This window comes from Maricaulis sp. (assembly GCF_030149235.1).
Taxonomy (GTDB): Bacteria; Pseudomonadota; Alphaproteobacteria; order Caulobacterales; family Maricaulaceae; genus Maricaulis.
This window is the reverse complement of the sequence record NZ_JASBRW010000005.1, coordinates 16,343-35,335: the sequence shown is the minus strand read 5'-3', so window position 1 is coordinate 35,335 and position 18,993 is coordinate 16,343. Positions and strand designations below refer to the sequence as shown.

Genomic DNA, 18,993 nt, shown 5'->3' with positions numbered 1-18,993 from the left:
TTTATTCAGCTAGATGAATATAGCGCTCGAACAGCGCTCTCACCCGCTCGGCCCGAGCGTCGAGATCGGCCTTGAGCGAGTCAAGATCCGGACTGGAACAGGACTGGCACAACGCACCGATCGCACCCTTGCTGGCCCGGTCCGGGTCAAAACCGGAGCCATGCGCGACGCGCAAGAGCTGGGACAGGGAAAGATAAAGCGTCAGGCTGTCGGCCAGGGCGCGCGCATCGTCAGGCTCGATGATCTCCGCTTCGGCCAGGCGCGCCAGCGCGGCAGACGTCGAGGCCTCGGCGGCCCCGAGCCGGTCAGCATGCACGAGTTGCAGGGTCTGGGCGATGAACTCGATATCCTGGATACCGCCTATACGGGCCTTAAGATCCCAGGGCGAGCGGGCCGGCTTGGCCTCTTCCAGCCGGGTCCGCATGTCGCGCGCATCGGCGATGATCGTCGTAGCCTCACCGGCCTGGCGCAGAACGGTCTCGATGGCCGAGCCGATCCGCTCTGACAATCCCGGATCGCCGGTGATCAGGCGCGAGCGGGTCAGGGCCATGCGCTCCCAGGTCCAAGCCTCACCGCCATAATAGCTTTCAAACCGGCTGAATTGCACCGCCACGGGCCCCGCCTTTCCGGAGGGACGCAATTGCATATCGACCTGGTAGAGCTCGCCCTCCTCGGTCGGCACCGACAGGGCGGACACCAGGCGCTGGGTGAAGCGGGTGAACCAGGTCTGGGCCTCTACCGGTGCTTCATGTACGACCATGATATCGAGATCGCTGTCAGCGGACAGCTCGCGCCCGCCCAGCTTGCCCAGCCCGATCACCGCCCATTTACTCGGGGCCTCACCATAACGACGCTCAGCCTCGGCCAGACAGGCCGCCGCGAGGCGCTCTATGGACGCATCCGCCATATCGGAAAACGCCGCACCGGCGGCACTGGCCTCAATCGTGCCGCGCAGGATCTGTGTCCCGACCCGCAAACGCTCTTCGCGCACCGTGCGGCGCACCTGGTTGAGCACATCCTCGAAGACCATCCCGTCCGGGCTCGCCTTGAGCAGACGCTGGCGGAAGGCGCCGGTCGGATCGCTGTCAACCGGGATCGCAAAACGCTGATCCAGCATGGCATCGATGAGCTCCGGACGGCGGGCAAGATCGCTGGCCATGCGCGGCGCCAGGAGCAAGATGCCGATCAGGTCCGCCGCCAGGCCCGGCTCATTCATCAACAGCGAGAGCGGCTGCACGCCCATGGGCAGGCCCTCGAAGAAGGCCGAGAAACGGGCAAAGGCGGCGTCGGGTTCACCGGTTTCGGCCAGCGTGTCGACCAGCTGCGGAGCCCATTGCGCAAACAGGCGCCGCGCCCGGTCAGTGCGCAGGGCGCGGATCTTTCCGGCGGCCCAGCCATTGAGCCGGAACCAGATCCGGTCCGGTTCGGCAAAGCCGAGGCGGGCGAGCGTCGTCAGAGTATCCGGTGTCGGCTCGACCCCGGTGAGGACCAGTGAGCCGGCCTGCGATGCCAGCGGCCTGTCCTGTTCGAACTGGTCGGAGAAATGCCCGTGCACACGGGTCAGGACCGCCTCGATCTCGGCCTCGAATTCCGCCCGCGTTTCAAACCCGGCCAATGCGGCCAGGCTGGCGCGGGCCGCCTCATCCGCGGGCACGGCCTGGCTCGCCTCGTCCTGGCGCATCTGGATGCGATGCTCCCATTGGCGCAGGCGGATATAATCCTGCACCAGAGCCTGGGCGATCGGCGCTTCCACCGCGCCGGCCGTGGTCAAAGCCGCGAGCGCATCGCGGGTTGCCGGGGTGCGGACCTCCCTGTTGCGCCCGCCCATGACGAGTTGCGGCACCTGGACGAAAAACTCGATCTCGCGGATACCGCCCTGGCCCAGTTTCAGATCATGCCCGGCCGGACGGATCTCGGCGCGCCGCCCGACAGTCTGGATCTGTCGCGCAAGCGAGCGGATATCGTCGATGGCGGCATAATCCAGCGCCCGGCGCCAGATAAAGGGCTGCATCGCCTCGATATAGCGCTGGCCCGCCTCCACATCGCCGGCACAGGGGCGCGCCTTGATCCAGGCGGCGCGTTCCCAGGTCATGCCCAGCGTCTCGTAATAGTGAAAGGCCGCATCGGTCGACAGCGCCACCGGCGTCGCGCCCGGATCGGGCCGCAGGCGCAGATCGGTGCGGAAGACATAGCCCTCTGCCGTCACCTCCTGCAGCGATTTGGCCATGGCCTGGATCAGGCGCGGCAGGCGTTTGCGCATCTCCTGACCGTCCGGTAGGGCGATCCTCTCGGCGTCGAACAGAACGACGAGATCGATGTCGGAGGAATAATTCAACTCCCTACCGCCCATCTTGCCCAGCGCCAGCACGAAAAGGCCGGGCAGCGGATTGTCGAGCGAGACCGGCTCAGCACAGCGCCCCAGCGCGGCATTGAAACGGACATGCGCATAAAGCGCGGCGCTGACGGCGGCATCGGCAAAGCGGGTTACCGCGCCGGTGACCTGGCTCAATGGCAGGGCTCCGGCGAGATCACCCAGCCCCACCGCGAGATGCATATCCGCCTTGGCGCGGCGCAAGGCGATGTCGAAAGCGGCGATGTCCGGAGCGGTCTGTGCGGCCTCGAAGGCGGCGTTGATGGCGCTGTCGACAACATGGCTGACAGCCTTTCCAGTCAATGCCAGCAGCGTCCCGCGCCGGCGCTGTGCCAACCGGCCGAGATAGGGCGCATGCGCAAACACGCTTTCCAGGAAACCGCGCGCGGGCGCCAGGGCCGCAAGATGCGCCTCATCCCACTCTGCAAAAAACAGCCCTGCCTCCCCCGGCACTGGGCCCGGGAGGGGTGCGAGATCTCTCAAAAGCGGACGGTCAGATGACATGGCGCCAAGCTGAACCGATCCGGGAGATGAGGAAAGAGGTCAAATCCGGAGGCCACGAGGCTAAGCGGGGGATGGCGCTGAGGCCCTCCTTCGCCCCAGGGTGCGCGCTGCGGGTGGCCTGCCACCCGAACCCCGGATCAAGTCCCGGGGGAAGGATGGTGCGGGCGGCCGGACTTGAACCGGCATGACCTTGCGGCCGGCAGATTTTAAGTCTGCTGCGTCTACCAATTCCGCCACGCCCGCGCCGGGTAGACGGGCGTGATCCTACACGGGTTCAGGCCTTGTTCCAGCGTGCTCGGCAGGTTGAACGGGGCAGACGGGCTTTCGCGCCAGGGATGAATATCAGCCCCCGATCTTGAACCTTCGCGCGGCCTGCGTCAGGGTCCTTATTACGGATATGTAACATGCCAAGTAAGGACGGGGGAGCGCTGCACATGGCAATCAAGGATTATGGCGTACAGCCGCTTTTCGCAGAGCCGCTTTTCCGGGCGGATATCGGTCATGCGATCACGCCGGATCAGGTTGAATTCATCAAAAACCTGAAAATGATCAACAACAAGACCAACTACATTTCGGAAAATCTCTATATTTTCGAGGAGCCGGCGCTGAAGAAGATCGCGGGTGCCGTTCAGGACGCGCTCGATCTTTACGCCAAGGAAGTGATGGGGATTTCCCAGAAACTCTACGTCACCCAGTCCTGGTCGCTGATCAATCCGCCCAATGTCGGCATGCACGGCCACTCGCACTCCAATTCCATCGTCTCGGGTTCGCTTTACTACACCGAGATGGCCGAGCCGGTGGCGGGCATGGTATTCGACAAACACCGCACCTATCGCCAGCTGGAGCTGAACCCGGAGCGTGAACGCCACAACCTGTTCAACACGCCGGTCAATGTGGTGAAGCCGAAAGTGAATGATGTGGTGCTGTTCTCATCCGGCCTGCAGCATTTCGTCGAAACGAATGTGACCAACCAGCCGCGCTATTCGATCGCCTTCAACACTTTCATCAAGGGCAAGATCGGCAATTTCCGCGATGTCTCGGAACTGACGCTGGCCTAGGCGGCCGAGACAGAATGAAAGACGGGCGCGGATGGCTTTCCGCGCCCGTTTTCTTTTGTCATTGGCCTAGGGCGTCTTCTGACCCGCGCTTTCATCGAGATAGCGGGCACGATCAACTAGGCCGAGGAATTCCTCACGGAAGCCCAGCTCATCCTCCCCGACCAGGCCGGACGCGCCATCGCGGATGGCCGACCAGTCATAGGCGGCATCGCGCAGATAGGGATCATCGCGCAAGAGCTGGGCGAACCCGGCGACATGGACCGAGAAACGGGCCTCATCACCCGCCTCCTCGAACGTCTCCACCGCATCGGCCGTGGTCACGGGGCGCTCGATCAGCTGACTGTCCTCTTCGCCGGGTCGCTTGTAGCGCAGGCGAAGATGCGCGAACTCATTGCCGAGATCGGCAGGCAGGTCGGGCTGCGGCTGATAGCGCGAGGGTTCCAGCAAGAGGCCATCGGACCCCGGTGCGGCGATCTCGTAGATCGCCGTCACGGAATGGCCGGAACCGATCTCGCCGGCATCGACCCGGTCATTGTTGAAATCGGCATTGTCCAGCAGTCGCGTTTCATAGCCGATCAGCCGGTATTCGGAGACCCGGGCCGGATTGAATTCGATCTGGATTTTCACGTCATTGGCGATCGGGAAGAGTGACGACGCGCTTTCCTCGACCAGCATGCGGCGCGCTTCACGGCGGCTGTCGATATAACCGGCCGTGCCATTGCCGGCCTGGGCCAGGGTCTGCGTCAGCAGGTCGTTATAATTGCCGCGGCCAAAGCCCATGATCGACAGATAAATGCCGCTCTCGCGCTTGCGGGTGATGAAGTCTTCCAGGCTCTCATCGCGTGTCTGGCCGACATTGAAATCGCCATCGGTCAAAAGCATGACGCGATTGACCGCTTCGGGGTCGAAATTGCGCTCGGCCAGGTCATAGGCCAGTGCCAGGCCAGCGCCCCCGGCGGTGGAGCCCCCGGCGGAGAGGCGATCAAGCGCGTTGTGAATGCGGCGGGCATGGCGTGCCTCGGTCGGCTCCAGCACGGCCCCGGCGGCGCCGGCATAAACCACGATCGAGACCGTGTCGTCCGGGTCGAGCTCGTCGACCAGCATGTGCATGGCATCGACAGCCAGGGGCAGCTTGTCCGGCGCCCCCATCGAGCCGGAGACATCGATCAGGAATACCAGATTGGCCCGCGGGCGCTCCTCCGGCACAACATCATAGCCCTGGATGCCGATATGCAGGAGCTGGGTGTCCGCATTCCACGGTGTCGGCATAACCTCGACATGGGTGGCAAAGGGCGCATCCGTGCCCTCGGGCAGGGCGTATTCATAATCGAAATAATTCACCATCTCCTCGATCCGCACTGCATCAGATGGCGGTAATTGCCCGTCTTCCAGGCGGCGGCGGACAACCGAGTAGGACGCGGTATCGACATCGATGGAGAAGGTAGAGACCGGCTCGTCCGCGACGGCGACGACCGGATTGGGGTCAACGTCTTCGAAGCGGTCGCGGTCCTGGTTGAACATGTTTTCATCAGAATGGTCCGTAACCACCACAACCGGACCCGTAGCGACAAAATCTCGACGAATAATTCGGGCCCCTGTCACTGCAATCATTTCCGACTGCCCATAAGCCGGCGGGGGCGGTGGCGGCGGAGGCGCAGGGGGCGGCGGAGATGGCGGTGGTGGCGTTGTGGCCATACAAGCCGACAACATCAAAACAGACGCGAACGCGAAAAGCTTGGCTTTCATCAATGATCTCCCGCCCCTCAGGGCCCTTGTCCCGGGCAGAAGACTATGCCACAACCAGACGATCAAGAGGCCAGATCAAGACCATCTCGCGGCGGAATATTCATCAAGCCTGTGAGAGTTCGGCCGCGGACGCGCTATTTGTCCGGGTCAATCTGCGGCACAAGGCCGAGCTCGGCGACATATCCGGCAATGGTGTCGATCACCTGGTCCAGCGCCGCCTGATCGGTCGAACGCGCGACCAGGTGGGTACCGCGGCGGATCTTGCCGTCCTGGATTTCCAGGAAATAGGGATAGGAACCGATCGAGACCTGCGGGAATTGCTCCTGCAGCTCACCGAGCCGGGCAGCGATATCGCCCTCGCGCAGGTTCTCGCCTTTCACCGAGCGCGAAAGCGTCACCGCACCGCCCTCAAGCCGGTGGGCGATATCCTCGAGCATGCCGCGGGCGATCTTGGGCACCCCGGCCAATGTGAAGACATTGCCGGTCTGGAAGCCCGGCGCACCGGTGACGGGATTGTCGATCAGCGAGGCGCCATCCGGGATACGCGCCATGCGCTTGCGGCTGTCCGTCAGCGGGGTGCCGGACTTGCGATACCATTCCTCGATAATCTCCAGCGCATCGGCGCGGACATCGATTTGCAGGCCGAATGCGGCGGCGATGGCATCGGCGGTGATGTCGTCATGCGTCGGGCCGATCCCGCCGGTGGTGAAGACATAATCCGCCCTGGCGCGCAGCGTGTTGACGGCGTCGACAATGACGTCCTGCTCGTCCGGCACGGTGCGGCACTCGATGACATTGATGCCGATCGGGGCGAGGAATTGCGCGATCTGCTGCAGGTTCTTGTCCGCCGTGCGGCCGGAGAGGACCTCGTCCCCGATCAGCAGAACTGCTGCCGTGACCCGCTTTGCCTCACTCATGATGCTACGCCTCGCCAAAATCGCTTCACCGGTTATATGAGGCGGAAACGCAAAAGGCCCAACCATGAAATTCACCGCCCCCCTGATCGAAGGCCGCCTGGTCAAACGCTATAAGCGCTTCTTCGCCGATGTGGAGCTGCCCGGCGGCGAGGTGGTGACCGCGCATTGTGCCAATACCGGGGCGATGACCGGGATCAAGGAGCAAGGCCTTCGCGTCTGGTTGTCCAAGTCGGACAATCCCAAGCGCAAGCTGAAATATTCCTGGGAGCTGGTCGAGGCCGACAACACGCTGATCGGCGCCCTGCCCGCCCGCGCCAACGAGATTGCCGAGGAAGCCGTGGCCGCCGACAAGATCGCCGAGCTGAGCGGCTATGCCGGCCTGCGCCGTGAAGTGAAATACGGCGAGAACTCCCGCATCGACCTCTTACTGGAAGACGACGTTCGTCCGCCTTGCTGGGTCGAGGTGAAGAATGTGCACTGGATGCGCGCACCGGGGGTGGCGGAGTTTCCCGATGGGGTCACCTCGCGCGGCGCCAAGCATCTGGGCGAGCTGGCGCTGAAGGCCGAGGCCGGGGAGCGCGCTGTGCAGCTCTTCGTGGTGCAGCGGTCCGACTGCCAAGTCCTGCGCCCGGCGGAGGATATCGATCCCACCTATGCCGAGGCCTTGCGCGATGCGGCACGCCGCGGCGTGGACGTGCTCGCCTATGGTTGCGATGTGACGCAGGAGGCGATCACGCTGGTTCACAAGATGCGCGTGGAAACCGGCTGAGCGCGTTTCTCTCTGAAATTTAACACCGCACTGCGTTGTCCAGCCGTTACAAATCCCTATAGTCGCGCGGGTTTTTTGGCACCTCGCGGGGGAGGTTGAGACTTATGAAATATCTGGTTCCGGTTCTGGCCGGTTTGGCGTTGACGGCTTGCGACCTTGAAGGCTTGCAGACCTCCGCATCGAATGAGCCCTTCACGCCGGATGTGAGCGTGGAGAATATCGAAGCGCATATCCGCTTCCTGGCTTCAGACTATATGGGCGGCCGCGATGCCGGCTCGGACGGCTATGAAATCGCCGCCAATTATGTCGCCTCGCAAATGCGCCTCCTGGGCCTCGAGCCGGCTGGCGACGGCGAGAACTCCTATTTCGCTGCCGTGCCCATGCAGGACATGCGCGCCGATGGTGAGTTCAACCAGCTGACCTTCAATGGCCAGACCTACGGTCAGGGCGATGGCGTGGTGATCTGGGCCAACCCGATCCATGGCGAAGCGGAGATCACCGGCGAGCTGGTCTTCGCCGGCTATGGCGTGTCCGCCGCCAATCGCGGCCATGACGACTATGCCGACCTCGATGTCGAGGGCAAAATCGTGGTCACCATGAATGGCGTGCCGGCGGGCTTCCCCAGCGAGGAACGCGCCCACCACAATTCCGGCAATACCAAGCGGGCCGTCGCCGCTGCACGCGGGGCTATCGGCATGATCACGGTCAATTCCATGACCAATGAACAGGCTGCGGGCTGGGCAGAAGGCTTTGCCAGCCGCGAGTTCACCGCCTTGACCTCTGCGACCGGCGCCTCGCCGTTCGACAATATCCAGGCCCACGCCACCGTCGGCACGATGCTCGGCACGGCCTTCTTCGAGGGCGCGGAGATGTCGCTGGAAGAGGTTCGCGCGACCATGAGCGCAGACGAGCCGACCTATCCGGTTTTCGACTTGCCGCACTCGGTTACCCTGCGCCAGCGCACGCTGTCGGAGAGCTTCGCGGACCCCAATGTCGTCGGCATGATCCGCGGCACCGATCCGGAACTGGCCGATGAATACGTCGTTCTGACCGCTCACCTGGATCATATCGGCCAGGTTTCCGAATTCATGCGCGGGAGCGGTGGCTGCCGGTCCAGCGACGAGCAGGACGGCATCTGTAACGGTGCAGTCGACAACGCCTCGGGCATCTCCATCATGCTGGAAACCGCCCGCACCTTCCTGGCCCAGGGCGCACCGCGCCGTTCGGTCCTGTTCGTGGCCCTCGCCGCAGAGGAAAAGGGCCTGCTCGGTTCCGAACATTTCGCTCGCAATCCGACGGTCCCCGCCGATGCGATGGTCGCCAATGTCAATCTCGACATGCCGGTGATCGTCTATGATTTCGCCGATGTCGTGGCCTTTGGCTCCGACCACTCCAATCTCGGCCCGATCGCCTCGCGCGCGGCGGCCCGCATGGATATTGCTGTCAGCGAAGACCCGATCCCGGAACAGTCGCTCTTCGTGCGCTCGGACCATTATAACTTCGTGCGTGTCGGCGTGCCTTCGCTCTTCCTGATGACGGGTTTTGCGTCTCCGGATCCGCGCTGGGATGGCGGGGAAGGCTTCATGGGCTTCCTCAACACCTATTATCACCGTCAGACAGACCAGCTCGACGGTGAGCTCGAAGTACTCTTCGACCAGGGCGCCAAATTCGCCAATATCAACTACCTGATTGCGCGCGAAATCGCCGATAGCGACGAGACCCCGGCATGGAATGAGGATAGCTTCTTCGGCAATATGTTCGCAGCCGAAGACTAGACAAATCCACCATAAGGGCACAGTTGGAAGCACGCGTCGTTTTGAACGGCGCGTGCTTTCTTATAGGCTGGCCAGCCCGAGATGAGGCGACCGGAGAGATCTCAGTGACGACCGCATACGAAACCGTTTCCGAATATGATGACGGCCCGGCCCGTGACGGCCGGATCAAATTGCATAATGAGGAAGGTTTCCAGGGCATGCGCAAAGCCGGCCATCTGGCCGCCTCCGTGCTCGACATGCTCGCCAGTGAAGTCGCCCCGGGCGTGACCACCGATCATCTCGACCGGCTGACCCGCGAATTTGTCTTCGATCACGGCGCCACCCCGGCAACGCTGTATTATCGCGGTTACCGGCACTCGCTGTGCACCTCACTCAATCATGTCGTCTGCCACGGCATTCCGGGACCGAAACCGCTGCGCAATGGCGATATCGTCAATATCGATGTCACGGTTGTGGTCGATGGCTGGCATGGCGATACCAGCCGCATGTTCGTGGCCGGCGAGCCCAAGCGCAAAGCCGAGCTACTGATCGACACCACCTATGACGCCATGATGGCCGGTATCAACGCCATCAAGCCGGGCGTCACCCTGGGCACGATCGGCGCCATCATCCAGGAACACGCTGAAACCCGGCGCTGTTCCATCGTGCGCGAGTTTTGCGGCCATGGACTTGGCCGTCTTTTCCATGACAGCCCCAATGTGCTGCATTTCGGCACCCGCGGCGAAGGCCCCGAACTCAAGCCGGGCATGTTCTTCACCGTCGAGCCCATGCTCAATCTGGGTCGGCCCGACGTGAAAATCCTCGCCGATGGCTGGACCGCCGTGACCCGCGACAAGTCACTCTCGGCCCAGTTCGAGCACTCCGTCGGGGTGACGGAAGACGGTGTCGAGATCTTCACCCAATCGCCCAAGGGCCTGGATAAGCCGCCCTATTCGCTCCAGGCATAAACACCCCTGACTTGCACTTCTGCTTCGCACAATCCAGATTGTTGCGAACAGGGAGGCTGTCGACATGCCCGTGCGCGAAGCGCCACCGCATGAGCAGGGCCATCGCGGCCGCTTGCGAACGCGCCTGCTCAATGCGGGCGGAGACGCGCTGCATGATTACGAGCTCCTGGAGCTCTACCTCTTCCTCGCCATCCCGCGCAAAGACGTCAAACCCATCGCCAAGGCGCTGATAGCCCGCTTCGGCGATCTCGGCGGCGTCGCCACCGCGCCGGTCGAGCAATTGGTCCAGGTAGAAGGCGTGGGCGAAAAAACCGCCGCCGAGCTGCGCCTAATCCAGGCCCTGGCAGAACGCCTGGCGCATGAACAGGTCATCGGCCGGCCGGTGATCTCCTCCTGGTCAGCGCTGATCACCTACTGCCGCACCGCCCTGCAACACGCCATGACGGAACAGTTCCGCGTGCTTTTCCTCGACCGCAAGAACCGGCTCATCGCCGATGAAGTCCTCGGCAAGGGCACGATCGATCACGCCCCGGTCTATCCGCGTGAAATCGTCAAACGCGCCCTCGCCCATGAGGCCTCGGCCCTGATCCTGGTTCACAACCACCCCTCGGGCGACGCCACGCCGAGCCAGGCCGACATCGAGATGACCCGCTCACTGACGGAGGTCTGCACGCCCTTTGATATCGTCGTCCACGATCACCTGGTGATCGCGCGCGAGAACACGGCGAGCTTCAAGACGCTGGGCTTGTTGTGACCTAACCCTTGGGCTCGATCGGCTGCCACAGCTCGACCTTGACGCCATTGGGATCCATCACCCAGGCAAAGCGGCCATAGTCGAAATCCTGCGGCTCGCCTTCCAGCGGCACACCCTTCTCGCTCAAGCGCGCCAGCATCGCGTCCATGTCGTCAATGATGAGATTGATCATGAAAACGTGCTTGGACGGCGCGAAATAATCCGTCTCCGACTTGAAACCGGAAAAGATGGTGCGGGCGCCCTGCGGGAAGGCCCTGGCGCTGTCGGCGTGGAGAAAGTCCGCCCCGCCATAATGATTGAGCTTGAGCCCCAGCGCGTCGTGATACCAGGCCATCAGGCCTTCCGGATCCTCGCACTTGAAGAATACGCCACCGACACAGATTACCTGGGCCATGATTGCCTCCCCTGTTGTCTCGGTAGACTAGCTGCGCACTCGAGGGCTTGCACGGGCAAAACGGTCAGGCTGCGAGCCGGGCCGGCGCGGTTGAGGCCGAGAGCGACTTGCCGGCGATATGTAGGATGATGCCCAGCTCGCGTGGCGCATTGAGGAACTCAATTGCGATACCGGCTGCGGCCGCGCAATCCTGCGCCAGCATCAACATGCCTACCCCGCACATATCCAGACGCGTGATCGCGTCTAGGTCGAACTCGGCCCGGCGGCATTGCGTGGTCTTGAGCTGTTTTATGAAGGCGTGAAATTGCGGATGCGCTGCGAAGACTAGCTCCCCCCTCGCGCGCATCCGCATTATCCCACCACCCTCTGCTGTTTCGCAGATCAAGCCTGTCTCCCCCCAGGTCTTTGACGTGGACCATAGGCGGCATGCATAAAAAATGAGTAAAACCGGAACGTTTTTCCGGTTTTCCCGGAACGCGGTCGTCGTGCTGACAAAGCACTAGCGAAATCTGCACGCATGACTAGCCTCGCCGGATACCGATCCGAGGGCCACATGTACCGCAATTACTTCACCCATCTGGAATGCTCCGCCACCGGTGAGCACTACGCCAAGGACCAGCCGCAAAACCTCTCCGGGGCCGGCAAGCCCCTGCTCGCGCGCTATGATTTCGAGCGTGCCCGGGGCGAGATCGACCGCGATGAGATCGCGGCACGTGAGGGCGGCTTCTGGAAATGGCGCGAGCTGCTGCCGGTCGTGAATGACGCCGATGTCTGCGCGCTGGGCGAGATCGACACGCCGATGATCGATGTCCCGGCCACAGCCAGGGCGACCGGCGCAACCAGCAAGGTCTGGGTCAAGGATGAGGGCCGGCTACCGACGGGCAGCTTCAAGGCGCGCGGCCTCGGCCTCGCGGTCGCCATGGCGCATTCCTTCGGCATCAAGCGCATGGCCATGCCGACCAATGGCAATGCCGGGGCGGCCCTGTCGGCCTATTGCTCGCGCATGGGTATGGAGAGCTATTGCTTTGCGCCGGAGGACACGCCCGAGGTCAATCTGCGCGAAATGGCGCTGCAGGGTGCCAAGGTGTTCAAGGTCAATGGCTATATCCACCATTGCGGCGCCCTCGTCGGGGCCGGCAAGGCGGAGATGGGCTGGTTTGACGTTTCCACCCTGAAAGAGCCCTACCGGATCGAGGGCAAGAAAACGATGGGGATCGAACTGGCCATGCAGATGGGCTGGAGCTTGCCCGACGCCATTTTCTACCCGACCGGCGGCGGCACGGGCCTGATCGGCATGTGGAAGGCTTTTGACGAGATGGAACGCCTCGGCTGGATCGGTTCGGAACGCCCGAAAATGATCGCTGTCCAGGCCGAGGGCTGTGCCCCAATCGTGCGCGCCTGGGACAAGGGCGAAACCCATGCCGAGGAATGGTTCGAGGCGGAAACCCACGCCATGGGCATTCGCGTGCCCAAGGCGATCGGCGATTTCCTCATCCTCAACGCCTGCCGCAAAAGCGGCGGTTTCGCCATGAGCGTTTCAGAAGACGAGATCCAGGCCGCCCGCGTCACCTGCGCGCAAGAAGACGGTCTCTTGCTTTGCCCGGAAGGCGCCGCCACGCTGGCCGCGATGGAAAAAGCCATGGCCACAGGCCAGATCGAACGCGATGCGGAATGCGTCCTGTTCAATTGCGGCTCGGGCCTGAAATACGACATGCCGGAAGGCGCGACACCGCTCGACCGGCACGGGGAAATTGATTGGGGGAGTATGAAATGACCGACACGCCCGTCTACATCGTCGCCAACCTACATATCGAGGACGCGGACGAGTACCGCAAATACGAGAAGGGTTTCTTCCCCGTCTTCTCCAAGCATGGCGGCGAGTTCGTCACATTTGACGACAATACCCATACGTTTGAAGGCCAGGCGCCGCGCCAGGGCCGGATGATCATCGGCAAATTCCCCAATGAGGCGGCCGCCAGGGCCTGGTATGACGACCCGGAATACCAGGCGATCTCCGAACACCGCCGCGCCGGCACGCAATTGCAGTTCCTGACCATGGTGCACGGGATGCCGCCGCGGGGGTGAGTTTTGGTGCGCCTTCGGCGCGCACCCTATCCGACCCAGCACTGCGGGCTGGCCCACCTTTCCCGTCGAGGGGAAGGAGGACGCTTCTCCTCCCTCCTTCCCCTTGATGGGGAAGAGCCTGCCCCGGGCTTGTTCCGGGGTGGCGAGCTGCACAGCAGCACGGCGGATGGGGTGCAGCGGCGAAGCCGCCAGGAAAACCCGCCCCGCTCTTGATTTTTGCGCCACTTCGGCGCATCCCCCGCGCTTCTTCATTCGAATGCTCATGCGAGCATCCGAATCATTAGTGATCGCATTTTCGAACCGCAAAACCGGTACCCACTTTTGCTGAAAATGCTCTCAAAGCCCGGAGTGCGCGCATGATTCCCCGCTATACCCGTCCTGAAATGGCTGCGATCTGGTCGGATCAGAACAAGTACAAGATCTGGTATCTGATCGAGGCGCATGCGACGGAGAAACTGGCGGAGCTGGGTGTGGTGCCGCAGTCGGCTGTCGATGCGGTCTGGAAAGCCAAGGATGTCGAGTTTGATGTCGACCGGATCAATGAGATCGAGGCCGAGGTCAAACATGACGTCATCGCCTTCCTGACCCACCTGGCCGAGCATGTCGGCGAGGAAAGCCGTTTCGTGCACCAGGGCCTGACCTCCTCCGACGTGCTGGACACCTGCCTCGCGGTACAGATGAAACAGTCCGCCGATCTCCTCCTGGTCGGCATGGACCGGGTGCTGGCAGCGCTGAAGACGCGCGCGGAAGAGCATAAATTCACCGTCTGTATCGGTCGCTCGCACGGTATTCATGCCGAGCCGACGACGATGGGGCTGAAATTTGCCCGCTTCTATGCCGAGTTCAAACGCAATCGCGATCGCCTGGTCGCTGCGCGTGACGAGATCGCCACCTGCGCCATTTCCGGCGCCATCGGCACCTTCGCCAATGTCGACCCGGCCGTGGAAGAACATGTCGCCGAACAGATGGGGCTTACCGTCGAGCCGGTCTCGACCCAGGTCATCCCGCGCGATCGTCATGCCAATTATTTCGCCGTGCTCGGCCTGATCGCCTCGGCGATCGAGAATATCGCCGTGGAAGTGCGACATTTGCAGCGCTCCGAAGTGCGCGAGGCGCAGGAGTATTTCTCCAAGGGCCAGAAGGGCTCGTCCGCCATGCCGCACAAGCGCAATCCGATCCTGACCGAGAACCTGACCGGCCAGGCTCGCCTGGTGCGCTCGGCTGTGGTCCCCGCGATGGAGAATGTGGCGCTCTGGCACGAGCGGGACATCTCCCACTCCTCCGTCGAGCGCGGCATCGGCCCGGACGCCAATGTCCATCTCGACTTCGCCCTGCACCGCACGGCAGGCATGATCGAGAAACTCATCGTGCATGAAGACCGCTGCCGGGAAAACCTGGAAGCCTATGGCGGCATCCATAATTCCCAGCGCGTCCTCCTCGCCCTCACCCAGGCCGGCGCCAGCCGCGAGGTCAGCTATCGCCTGGTGCAACGCAATGGCATGAAAACCTGGGATGAAGGCGGCAAGCTCGTCGAGCATCTCAAGGCCGATGAAGGCGTCACTGAACTGCTCTCGAACGAGCAGATCGAGGCCTGTTTCGACGAGGCCTATCACCTGAAACATGTCGACACGATTTTTGCGCGGGTGTTTGGGTAAAACCCCAGGCCTTATCCTGACTTTCGTCAGGATGAGGGGCTAAAGTGTGGGCGCCTAAACGGAGTGACTCATGGCCAAGCTTCACGACACGATCGACGACCGAATCCGCAAATTCATCGAGGCGCAGAAGATGTTCTTCGTCGCCACGGCGCCGGCGGGGAGCGAGGGTCATGTGAACATGTCGCCCAAGGGCTATGACAGTTTCCGTATCCTGGGGCCGAATGAAGTCGCCTATCTCGACCTCGGCGGTTCCGGTATCGAGACCCTGGCCCATGTGCGCGAGAACGGCCGCATCACCTTCATGTTCTGCGCCTATGAGGGCGCGGCGAATATCCTGCGCCTCTATGGCCAGGGCGAAGCGGTGACCTTCGACGAGCCGGGTTTTGAGGACAAGCTCGCCCTCTTCCCCGAATTTCCCCATGCCCGCGCCATCATCACCGCCAAGATCGATCGCATCCAGGACAGTTGCGGCTGGGGCGTGCCGTTTTACGAGTACAAGGGCGAGCGCGACCAGCTGGTGCGCGCCAATGCCAACCGGTCGAAGGAGGAGTGGCGCGAGAAGCGCTATAAATCCAACGCCGTGTCGATCGACGGCCTCGACGGGCTGGTAAAACCGGACGCCTGAGACCGGGTACCTGATACAAGTGTGATCGCCTGACCTCTACCGTTTACGCGGCCGGGCCCTATCTTGCCCATAAGACACGCGTTGGAGTGAATATGCGTACTGTTCTGATTGTAACCGCGCTGCTCGGCGCCTTCCTTGGCCCCAACTTCTTCCGTGCCAGCTGGGACGCGCCGGCCGAGGCGGCGGTGAGCGAAAAACGCCCGCGTCTGGTGGCCGCCATGTTCCGCTCGTCCTGGTGCGGCGCCTGCCGTATCCTGGAACCGCGGGTCGATGATGTGCGCGAAAACTATACCGACGCCCGGATGGAATTCATCCGCTTCGACTTCACGCTGGGCCGCCGCGGCGGGCTGCGGGAAAAAGCAGAAGAGGCCGGCATTGCCGACCTCTATGACCAGCTCGAAGGCCGGACCGGTTTTCTCGTGCTCATGGACCGCGACAGCGGCCAGATCTTCGAGATCATCACCACCGATTATGACCGCGAAAACATCGCCGCGGCTTTTGATCGCTGGCTGCAGGTGACGGCGGGCTACTAGCGCTAGGGGATTGACCCGACTGCCGCAGTCGGGCTTGGTGTGAGCGCAACCGCAACCACCTGTGCGAGTTCTACATGTTTCCCGAAGGCCGCACCGATTTTATCCGCGAGAAACTCATCGTTCCCAAAGTTGAGCACGGCCCCTGGTATAACCCGCACCCCGGCTCGTTCGAGAACGCAAAGCGCGCCTTCAGGCCTGCCGCGATCGCGTGTTCGCTCTATCCGTTGGCGTTGGGAATTCTCTTGTTTTCGCCAAACCTATTATGGACGCTCCAGCGGAGCGGCCCCGTATTGTCCGCAGCGATAGCGATCCTCGGCCTCAGCCTATCCACCACCATCTTTTGGTTCATGGCCCGTGGGTCTATTCCCGCGCATATCTTCTTTATGGGCCTCATCCCGGGATCACTTGTGAGGATCAGCGCCCTGGTGTCCGACGGGTATGTGGGGCTTGCCTTTACCGGTGCAGCAATCATCGCCGCAACTTTGACCCTCTGGCTAATCTCAGTCATCGCCATGACGCGCTATATCTGGTTTCGCAGCGGCAAACTCGATCTCTAACGCAAAATGCCGCCCGCGCAGGTCAGAACCCGCGCGGACGGCATTGCATTTCCAGTGATAGCGTCGGGCTTACTAGCCCTCGCTGGTCACCTGCTCGCGTGCCTGGATGAGGAAATCATCCATCTGCTTGCGGATGATGTGGTCCGAGACGTCGACCGACTTGGCGTCGAGATCGCCGCGGATCTTGCGGAAGACGTCTTCATGGCCGGCCTCCTCGAAATCCGCCATCACCACTTCCTTGGCATAGGCTTCGGCGGCATCGCCCTCGATGCCCATTTCGCCAGCAGCCCACAGGCCGAGAAGCTTGTTGCGGCGGGCGATCGCCTTGAATTCCACTTCCTGATCGTGAGCATACTTGCTTTCAAAGGCGTTTTCGCGATCGTCCATTCCAGACATTGGGGTCTCCCTGACGGATATTTCTTTCCTGTTTCCGTATCCCGCCACCCTAGCGAAATCAATCGCTCATGGGCAGGCTGACAGCTTGCCGCAGCATGCCATTGCGATTAGCCCGCTTCACGGCTAGTTTCCGCCCTCGCCGCGCGGCCTGCTTGATGAGTCGGCCGCGCGAGGCGTTTATCGCTCCGGCATCGTGCCGGACCCCCGCAGGAGCGTCGCGCATGTCCCGCCGCAAGAAAATCTACGAAGGCAAGGCCAAGATCCTCTATGAAGGTCCCGAGCCGGGTACGATCGTCCAGTATTTCAAGGACGACGCCACCGCCTTCAATGGTGAAAAACACGCCACCCTCGAGGGCAAGGGCGTGCTCAATAATCGCATCTCCGAGCACATCATGCTTGGCCTGCAGCGCATCGGTATCCCGACGCACTTCATCAAACGCCTCAATATGCGCGAGCAATTGATCCGCCAGTGTGAGATCATTCCGCTCGAGATCGTCGTGCGCAATGTCGCCGCCGGCTCGATCTCCAAGCGCCTCGGCATTGAAGAAGGCCAGCCCCTGCCGCGCCCGATCGTTGAATATTATTTCAAGAAGGACGAGTTGGGCGATCCGATGATCTCCGAAGAGCATATCAATGCCTTCGGTTGGGCCGCGCCGCACGAGATGGATGAGATGGTCACCACCGCCCTGCGTGTGAATGACTTCCTGTCCGGACTGTTCACCGGTGCCGGCATCCGCCTGGTCGATTTCAAGCTCGAATTTGGCCGTGTCTTCGATGGCGAGATGCAGCGCGTTATCCTGGCTGACGAGATCAGCCCGGACAGCTGCCGCCTGTGGGACATGGAGAGCAATGAAAAGCTCGACAAGGACCGTTTCCGCCGGGATCTGGGCAATGTCACCGAGGCCTATGCCGAAGTTGCCCGCCGTCTCGGCATCATGCGCCAGAATAATGTTGTCGCCGTTGCCAATGATGAGGGTACGTCGTGAAAGCCAAGATCCACGTTTATCTCAAACCCGGAGTGCTTGACCCGCAGGGCGCGGCTGTCGCCGGCGCGCTCCACACCATGGGCTATGAGGAAGTCACCGCCGCACGCCAAGGCAAGCTGATCGAGCTCGACCTCAGCGGTGAAGACGCCGACGCTGCCAAGTCCCGCGTCGACGAGATGTGCCAGAAACTCCTCGCCAACCCGGTGATCGAGAGCTACTCGATCGAGATGGCGTAAGGAGCGTCAAGCGATGAAATCCGCCGTCATCGTCTTCCCTGGTTCCAATTGCGACCGCGACGCCCATGACGCCATTGCGCGCGTCACCGGCGAGGCTCCGGCCATGGTCTGGCACCAGGAAACCGAACTGCCCGAAGGTACCGAGTTTCTCATGGTGCCCGGTGGCTTCTCCTATGGCGACTATCTGCGCTGCGGCGCCATGGCCTCGCGCTCCAACATCATGCCGGCGATCATCGCCCATGCCGAGAGCGGTGCGCCGGTGCTGGGCGTCTGCAACGGCTTCCAGATCCTCACCGAGAGCGGCCTCCTGCCGGGCTCGCTGATGCGCAATGCCGGACTGTCCTTCGTATGCGAAAAAGCTCCGCTCAGCGTCGCCAATGGCAATACGCGTTTCACCTCGCGCTATGACAGCGAGGCCGAGCTGATCATCCCGATCGCCCACCATGACGGCAATTATTTCGCCGATGACGAAACCCTCAACCGAGTTGAAGGCGACGGCCAGGTGGTCTTCCGCTACGGCAATAATCCCAATGGCTCTGCCCGCGACATTGCCGGCATCGTCAATGCCAAGGGCAATGTGCTCGGCATGATGCCGCACCCGGAACGCGCCGTTGACGCCAAGCATGGCGGCACGGACGGGCTGGCGCTGTTTGAAAGCCTGCTGGGGAGCGCTTAGGTGGTATCA

The 18,993-nt window shown here is 62.3% G+C and carries 20 protein-coding genes and 1 tRNA gene; 14 read left to right on the top strand and 7 right to left on the bottom strand.

Features of this window, described 5'->3' with window-relative positions; genetic code table 11:
• Position 1: 1 nt before the first annotated feature.
• Positions 2-2,824, bottom strand: a complete 2,823-nt coding sequence (locus Q1V51_RS01105) for a bifunctional [glutamine synthetase] adenylyltransferase/[glutamine synthetase]-adenylyl-L-tyrosine phosphorylase (RefSeq protein WP_300551866.1) — start codon at positions 2,822-2,824, stop codon at positions 2-4.
• A gap of 207 nt (positions 2,825-3,031) precedes the next feature.
• Positions 3,032-3,118: transfer RNA gene (locus tag Q1V51_RS01100), tRNA-Leu, on the bottom strand.
• A gap of 191 nt (positions 3,119-3,309) precedes the next feature.
• Here Q1V51_RS01100 and Q1V51_RS01095 point away from each other — a divergent pair.
• Entirely contained in the window at positions 3,310-3,933 is a 624-nt protein-coding gene (locus tag Q1V51_RS01095; RefSeq protein ID WP_300551865.1) for a putative 2OG-Fe(II) oxygenase, read from the top strand.
• Between the two features lie 66 nt (positions 3,934-3,999).
• Here Q1V51_RS01095 and Q1V51_RS01090 read toward each other — a convergent pair whose 3' ends face one another.
• Complete coding sequence (locus Q1V51_RS01090; RefSeq protein WP_300551863.1) at positions 4,000-5,544, bottom strand: von Willebrand factor type A domain-containing protein; 1,545 nt, start codon at positions 5,542-5,544, stop codon at positions 4,000-4,002.
• Positions 5,545-5,813: 269 nt separating this feature from the next.
• On the bottom strand, positions 5,814-6,596 hold the full coding sequence (locus Q1V51_RS01085; RefSeq protein ID WP_300551861.1) for a molybdopterin-binding protein: 783 nt from the start codon (positions 6,594-6,596) through the stop codon (positions 5,814-5,816).
• Positions 6,597-6,660: 64 nt separating this feature from the next.
• Here Q1V51_RS01085 and sfsA point away from each other — a divergent pair, with 64 nt between their 5' ends.
• The 4 genes from sfsA to radC all read left to right on the top strand — a co-directional run bounded on the left by sfsA (position 6,661) and on the right by radC (position 10,841).
• Positions 6,661-7,365: a DNA/RNA nuclease SfsA gene (gene sfsA, locus Q1V51_RS01080; protein WP_300551859.1), complete on the top strand. Its 705-nt coding sequence runs from the start codon at positions 6,661-6,663 to the stop codon at positions 7,363-7,365.
• Positions 7,366-7,469: 104 nt separating this feature from the next.
• Positions 7,470-9,140 (top strand): M28 family metallopeptidase, encoded by a 1,671-nt coding sequence (locus tag Q1V51_RS01075; protein ID WP_300551857.1) that lies wholly within the window; start codon positions 7,470-7,472, stop codon positions 9,138-9,140.
• A 104-nt stretch (positions 9,141-9,244) separates the two neighbouring features.
• Positions 9,245-10,087 (top strand): type I methionyl aminopeptidase, encoded by an 843-nt coding sequence (map, locus tag Q1V51_RS01070; RefSeq protein WP_300551855.1) that lies wholly within the window; start codon positions 9,245-9,247, stop codon positions 10,085-10,087.
• 64 nt (positions 10,088-10,151) lie between these two features.
• Positions 10,152-10,841 carry a DNA repair protein RadC gene (gene radC / locus Q1V51_RS01065; protein ID WP_300551853.1) on the top strand — a complete coding sequence of 230 codons (690 nt, stop codon included), beginning with the start codon at positions 10,152-10,154 and terminating at the stop codon, positions 10,839-10,841.
• 1 nt (position 10,842) lies between these two features.
• On the opposite strand, the gene Q1V51_RS01060 is transcribed toward radC, so the two are convergent.
• Together Q1V51_RS01060 and Q1V51_RS01055 are read right to left on the bottom strand one after the other, a co-directional pair.
• Positions 10,843-11,235, bottom strand: coding sequence for a VOC family protein (locus Q1V51_RS01060; protein WP_300551851.1), 393 nt, complete (start codon positions 11,233-11,235; stop codon positions 10,843-10,845).
• Positions 11,236-11,299: 64 nt separating this feature from the next.
• The gene (locus Q1V51_RS01055) at positions 11,300-11,581 is read right to left on the bottom strand and encodes an STAS domain-containing protein (RefSeq protein WP_300551850.1); all 282 of its coding nucleotides are present in this window, start codon (positions 11,579-11,581) and stop codon (positions 11,300-11,302) included.
• A 207-nt stretch (positions 11,582-11,788) separates the two neighbouring features.
• Between Q1V51_RS01055 and Q1V51_RS01050 the strand changes: the two genes are divergently transcribed.
• From Q1V51_RS01050 to Q1V51_RS01025, 6 genes are all read left to right on the top strand, one after another.
• Entirely contained in the window at positions 11,789-13,009 is a 1,221-nt protein-coding gene (locus Q1V51_RS01050) for a threonine synthase (protein WP_300551849.1), read from the top strand.
• Complete coding sequence (locus Q1V51_RS01045; RefSeq protein WP_300551848.1) at positions 13,006-13,320, top strand: DUF1330 domain-containing protein; 315 nt, start codon at positions 13,006-13,008, stop codon at positions 13,318-13,320. Before Q1V51_RS01050 ends, Q1V51_RS01045 begins: the two co-directional genes overlap by 4 nt.
• 356 nt (positions 13,321-13,676) lie before the next feature.
• Positions 13,677-14,975 carry an adenylosuccinate lyase gene (gene purB / locus Q1V51_RS01040; protein WP_300551846.1) on the top strand — a complete coding sequence of 433 codons (1,299 nt, stop codon included), beginning with the start codon at positions 13,677-13,679 and terminating at the stop codon, positions 14,973-14,975.
• 70 nt (positions 14,976-15,045) lie between these two features.
• Positions 15,046-15,600, top strand: a complete 555-nt coding sequence (locus Q1V51_RS01035; protein ID WP_300551844.1) for a pyridoxamine 5'-phosphate oxidase family protein — start codon at positions 15,046-15,048, stop codon at positions 15,598-15,600.
• Between the two features lie 92 nt (positions 15,601-15,692).
• Positions 15,693-16,133 carry a thioredoxin domain-containing protein gene (locus tag Q1V51_RS01030; RefSeq protein ID WP_300551842.1) on the top strand — a complete coding sequence of 147 codons (441 nt, stop codon included), beginning with the start codon at positions 15,693-15,695 and terminating at the stop codon, positions 16,131-16,133.
• 74 nt (positions 16,134-16,207) lie between these two features.
• Entirely contained in the window at positions 16,208-16,690 is a 483-nt protein-coding gene (locus Q1V51_RS01025; protein ID WP_300551840.1) for a hypothetical protein, read from the top strand.
• Between the two features lie 72 nt (positions 16,691-16,762).
• Here the strand turns inward: Q1V51_RS01025 and Q1V51_RS01020 are convergent, their stop codons facing one another.
• Positions 16,763-17,086: a DUF1476 domain-containing protein gene (locus tag Q1V51_RS01020; protein ID WP_300551838.1), complete on the bottom strand. Its 324-nt coding sequence runs from the start codon at positions 17,084-17,086 to the stop codon at positions 16,763-16,765.
• 221 nt (positions 17,087-17,307) lie between these two features.
• Here Q1V51_RS01020 and purC point away from each other — a divergent pair, with 221 nt between their 5' ends.
• From purC to purQ, 3 genes are read left to right on the top strand one after another with little or no spacing between them, the layout of a single operon-like run.
• On the top strand, positions 17,308-18,072 hold the full coding sequence (purC, locus tag Q1V51_RS01015) for a phosphoribosylaminoimidazolesuccinocarboxamide synthase (protein ID WP_300551836.1): 765 nt from the start codon (positions 17,308-17,310) through the stop codon (positions 18,070-18,072).
• A complete protein-coding gene (gene purS / locus Q1V51_RS01010; RefSeq protein WP_300551835.1) occupies positions 18,069-18,308 on the top strand; it encodes a phosphoribosylformylglycinamidine synthase subunit PurS in 240 nt (79 codons plus the stop codon). Before purC ends, purS begins: the two co-directional genes overlap by 4 nt.
• Positions 18,309-18,321: 13 nt before the next feature.
• Complete coding sequence (purQ, locus tag Q1V51_RS01005) at positions 18,322-18,984, top strand: phosphoribosylformylglycinamidine synthase subunit PurQ (RefSeq protein ID WP_300551833.1); 663 nt, start codon at positions 18,322-18,324, stop codon at positions 18,982-18,984.
• Positions 18,985-18,993: the final 9 nt, after the last annotated feature.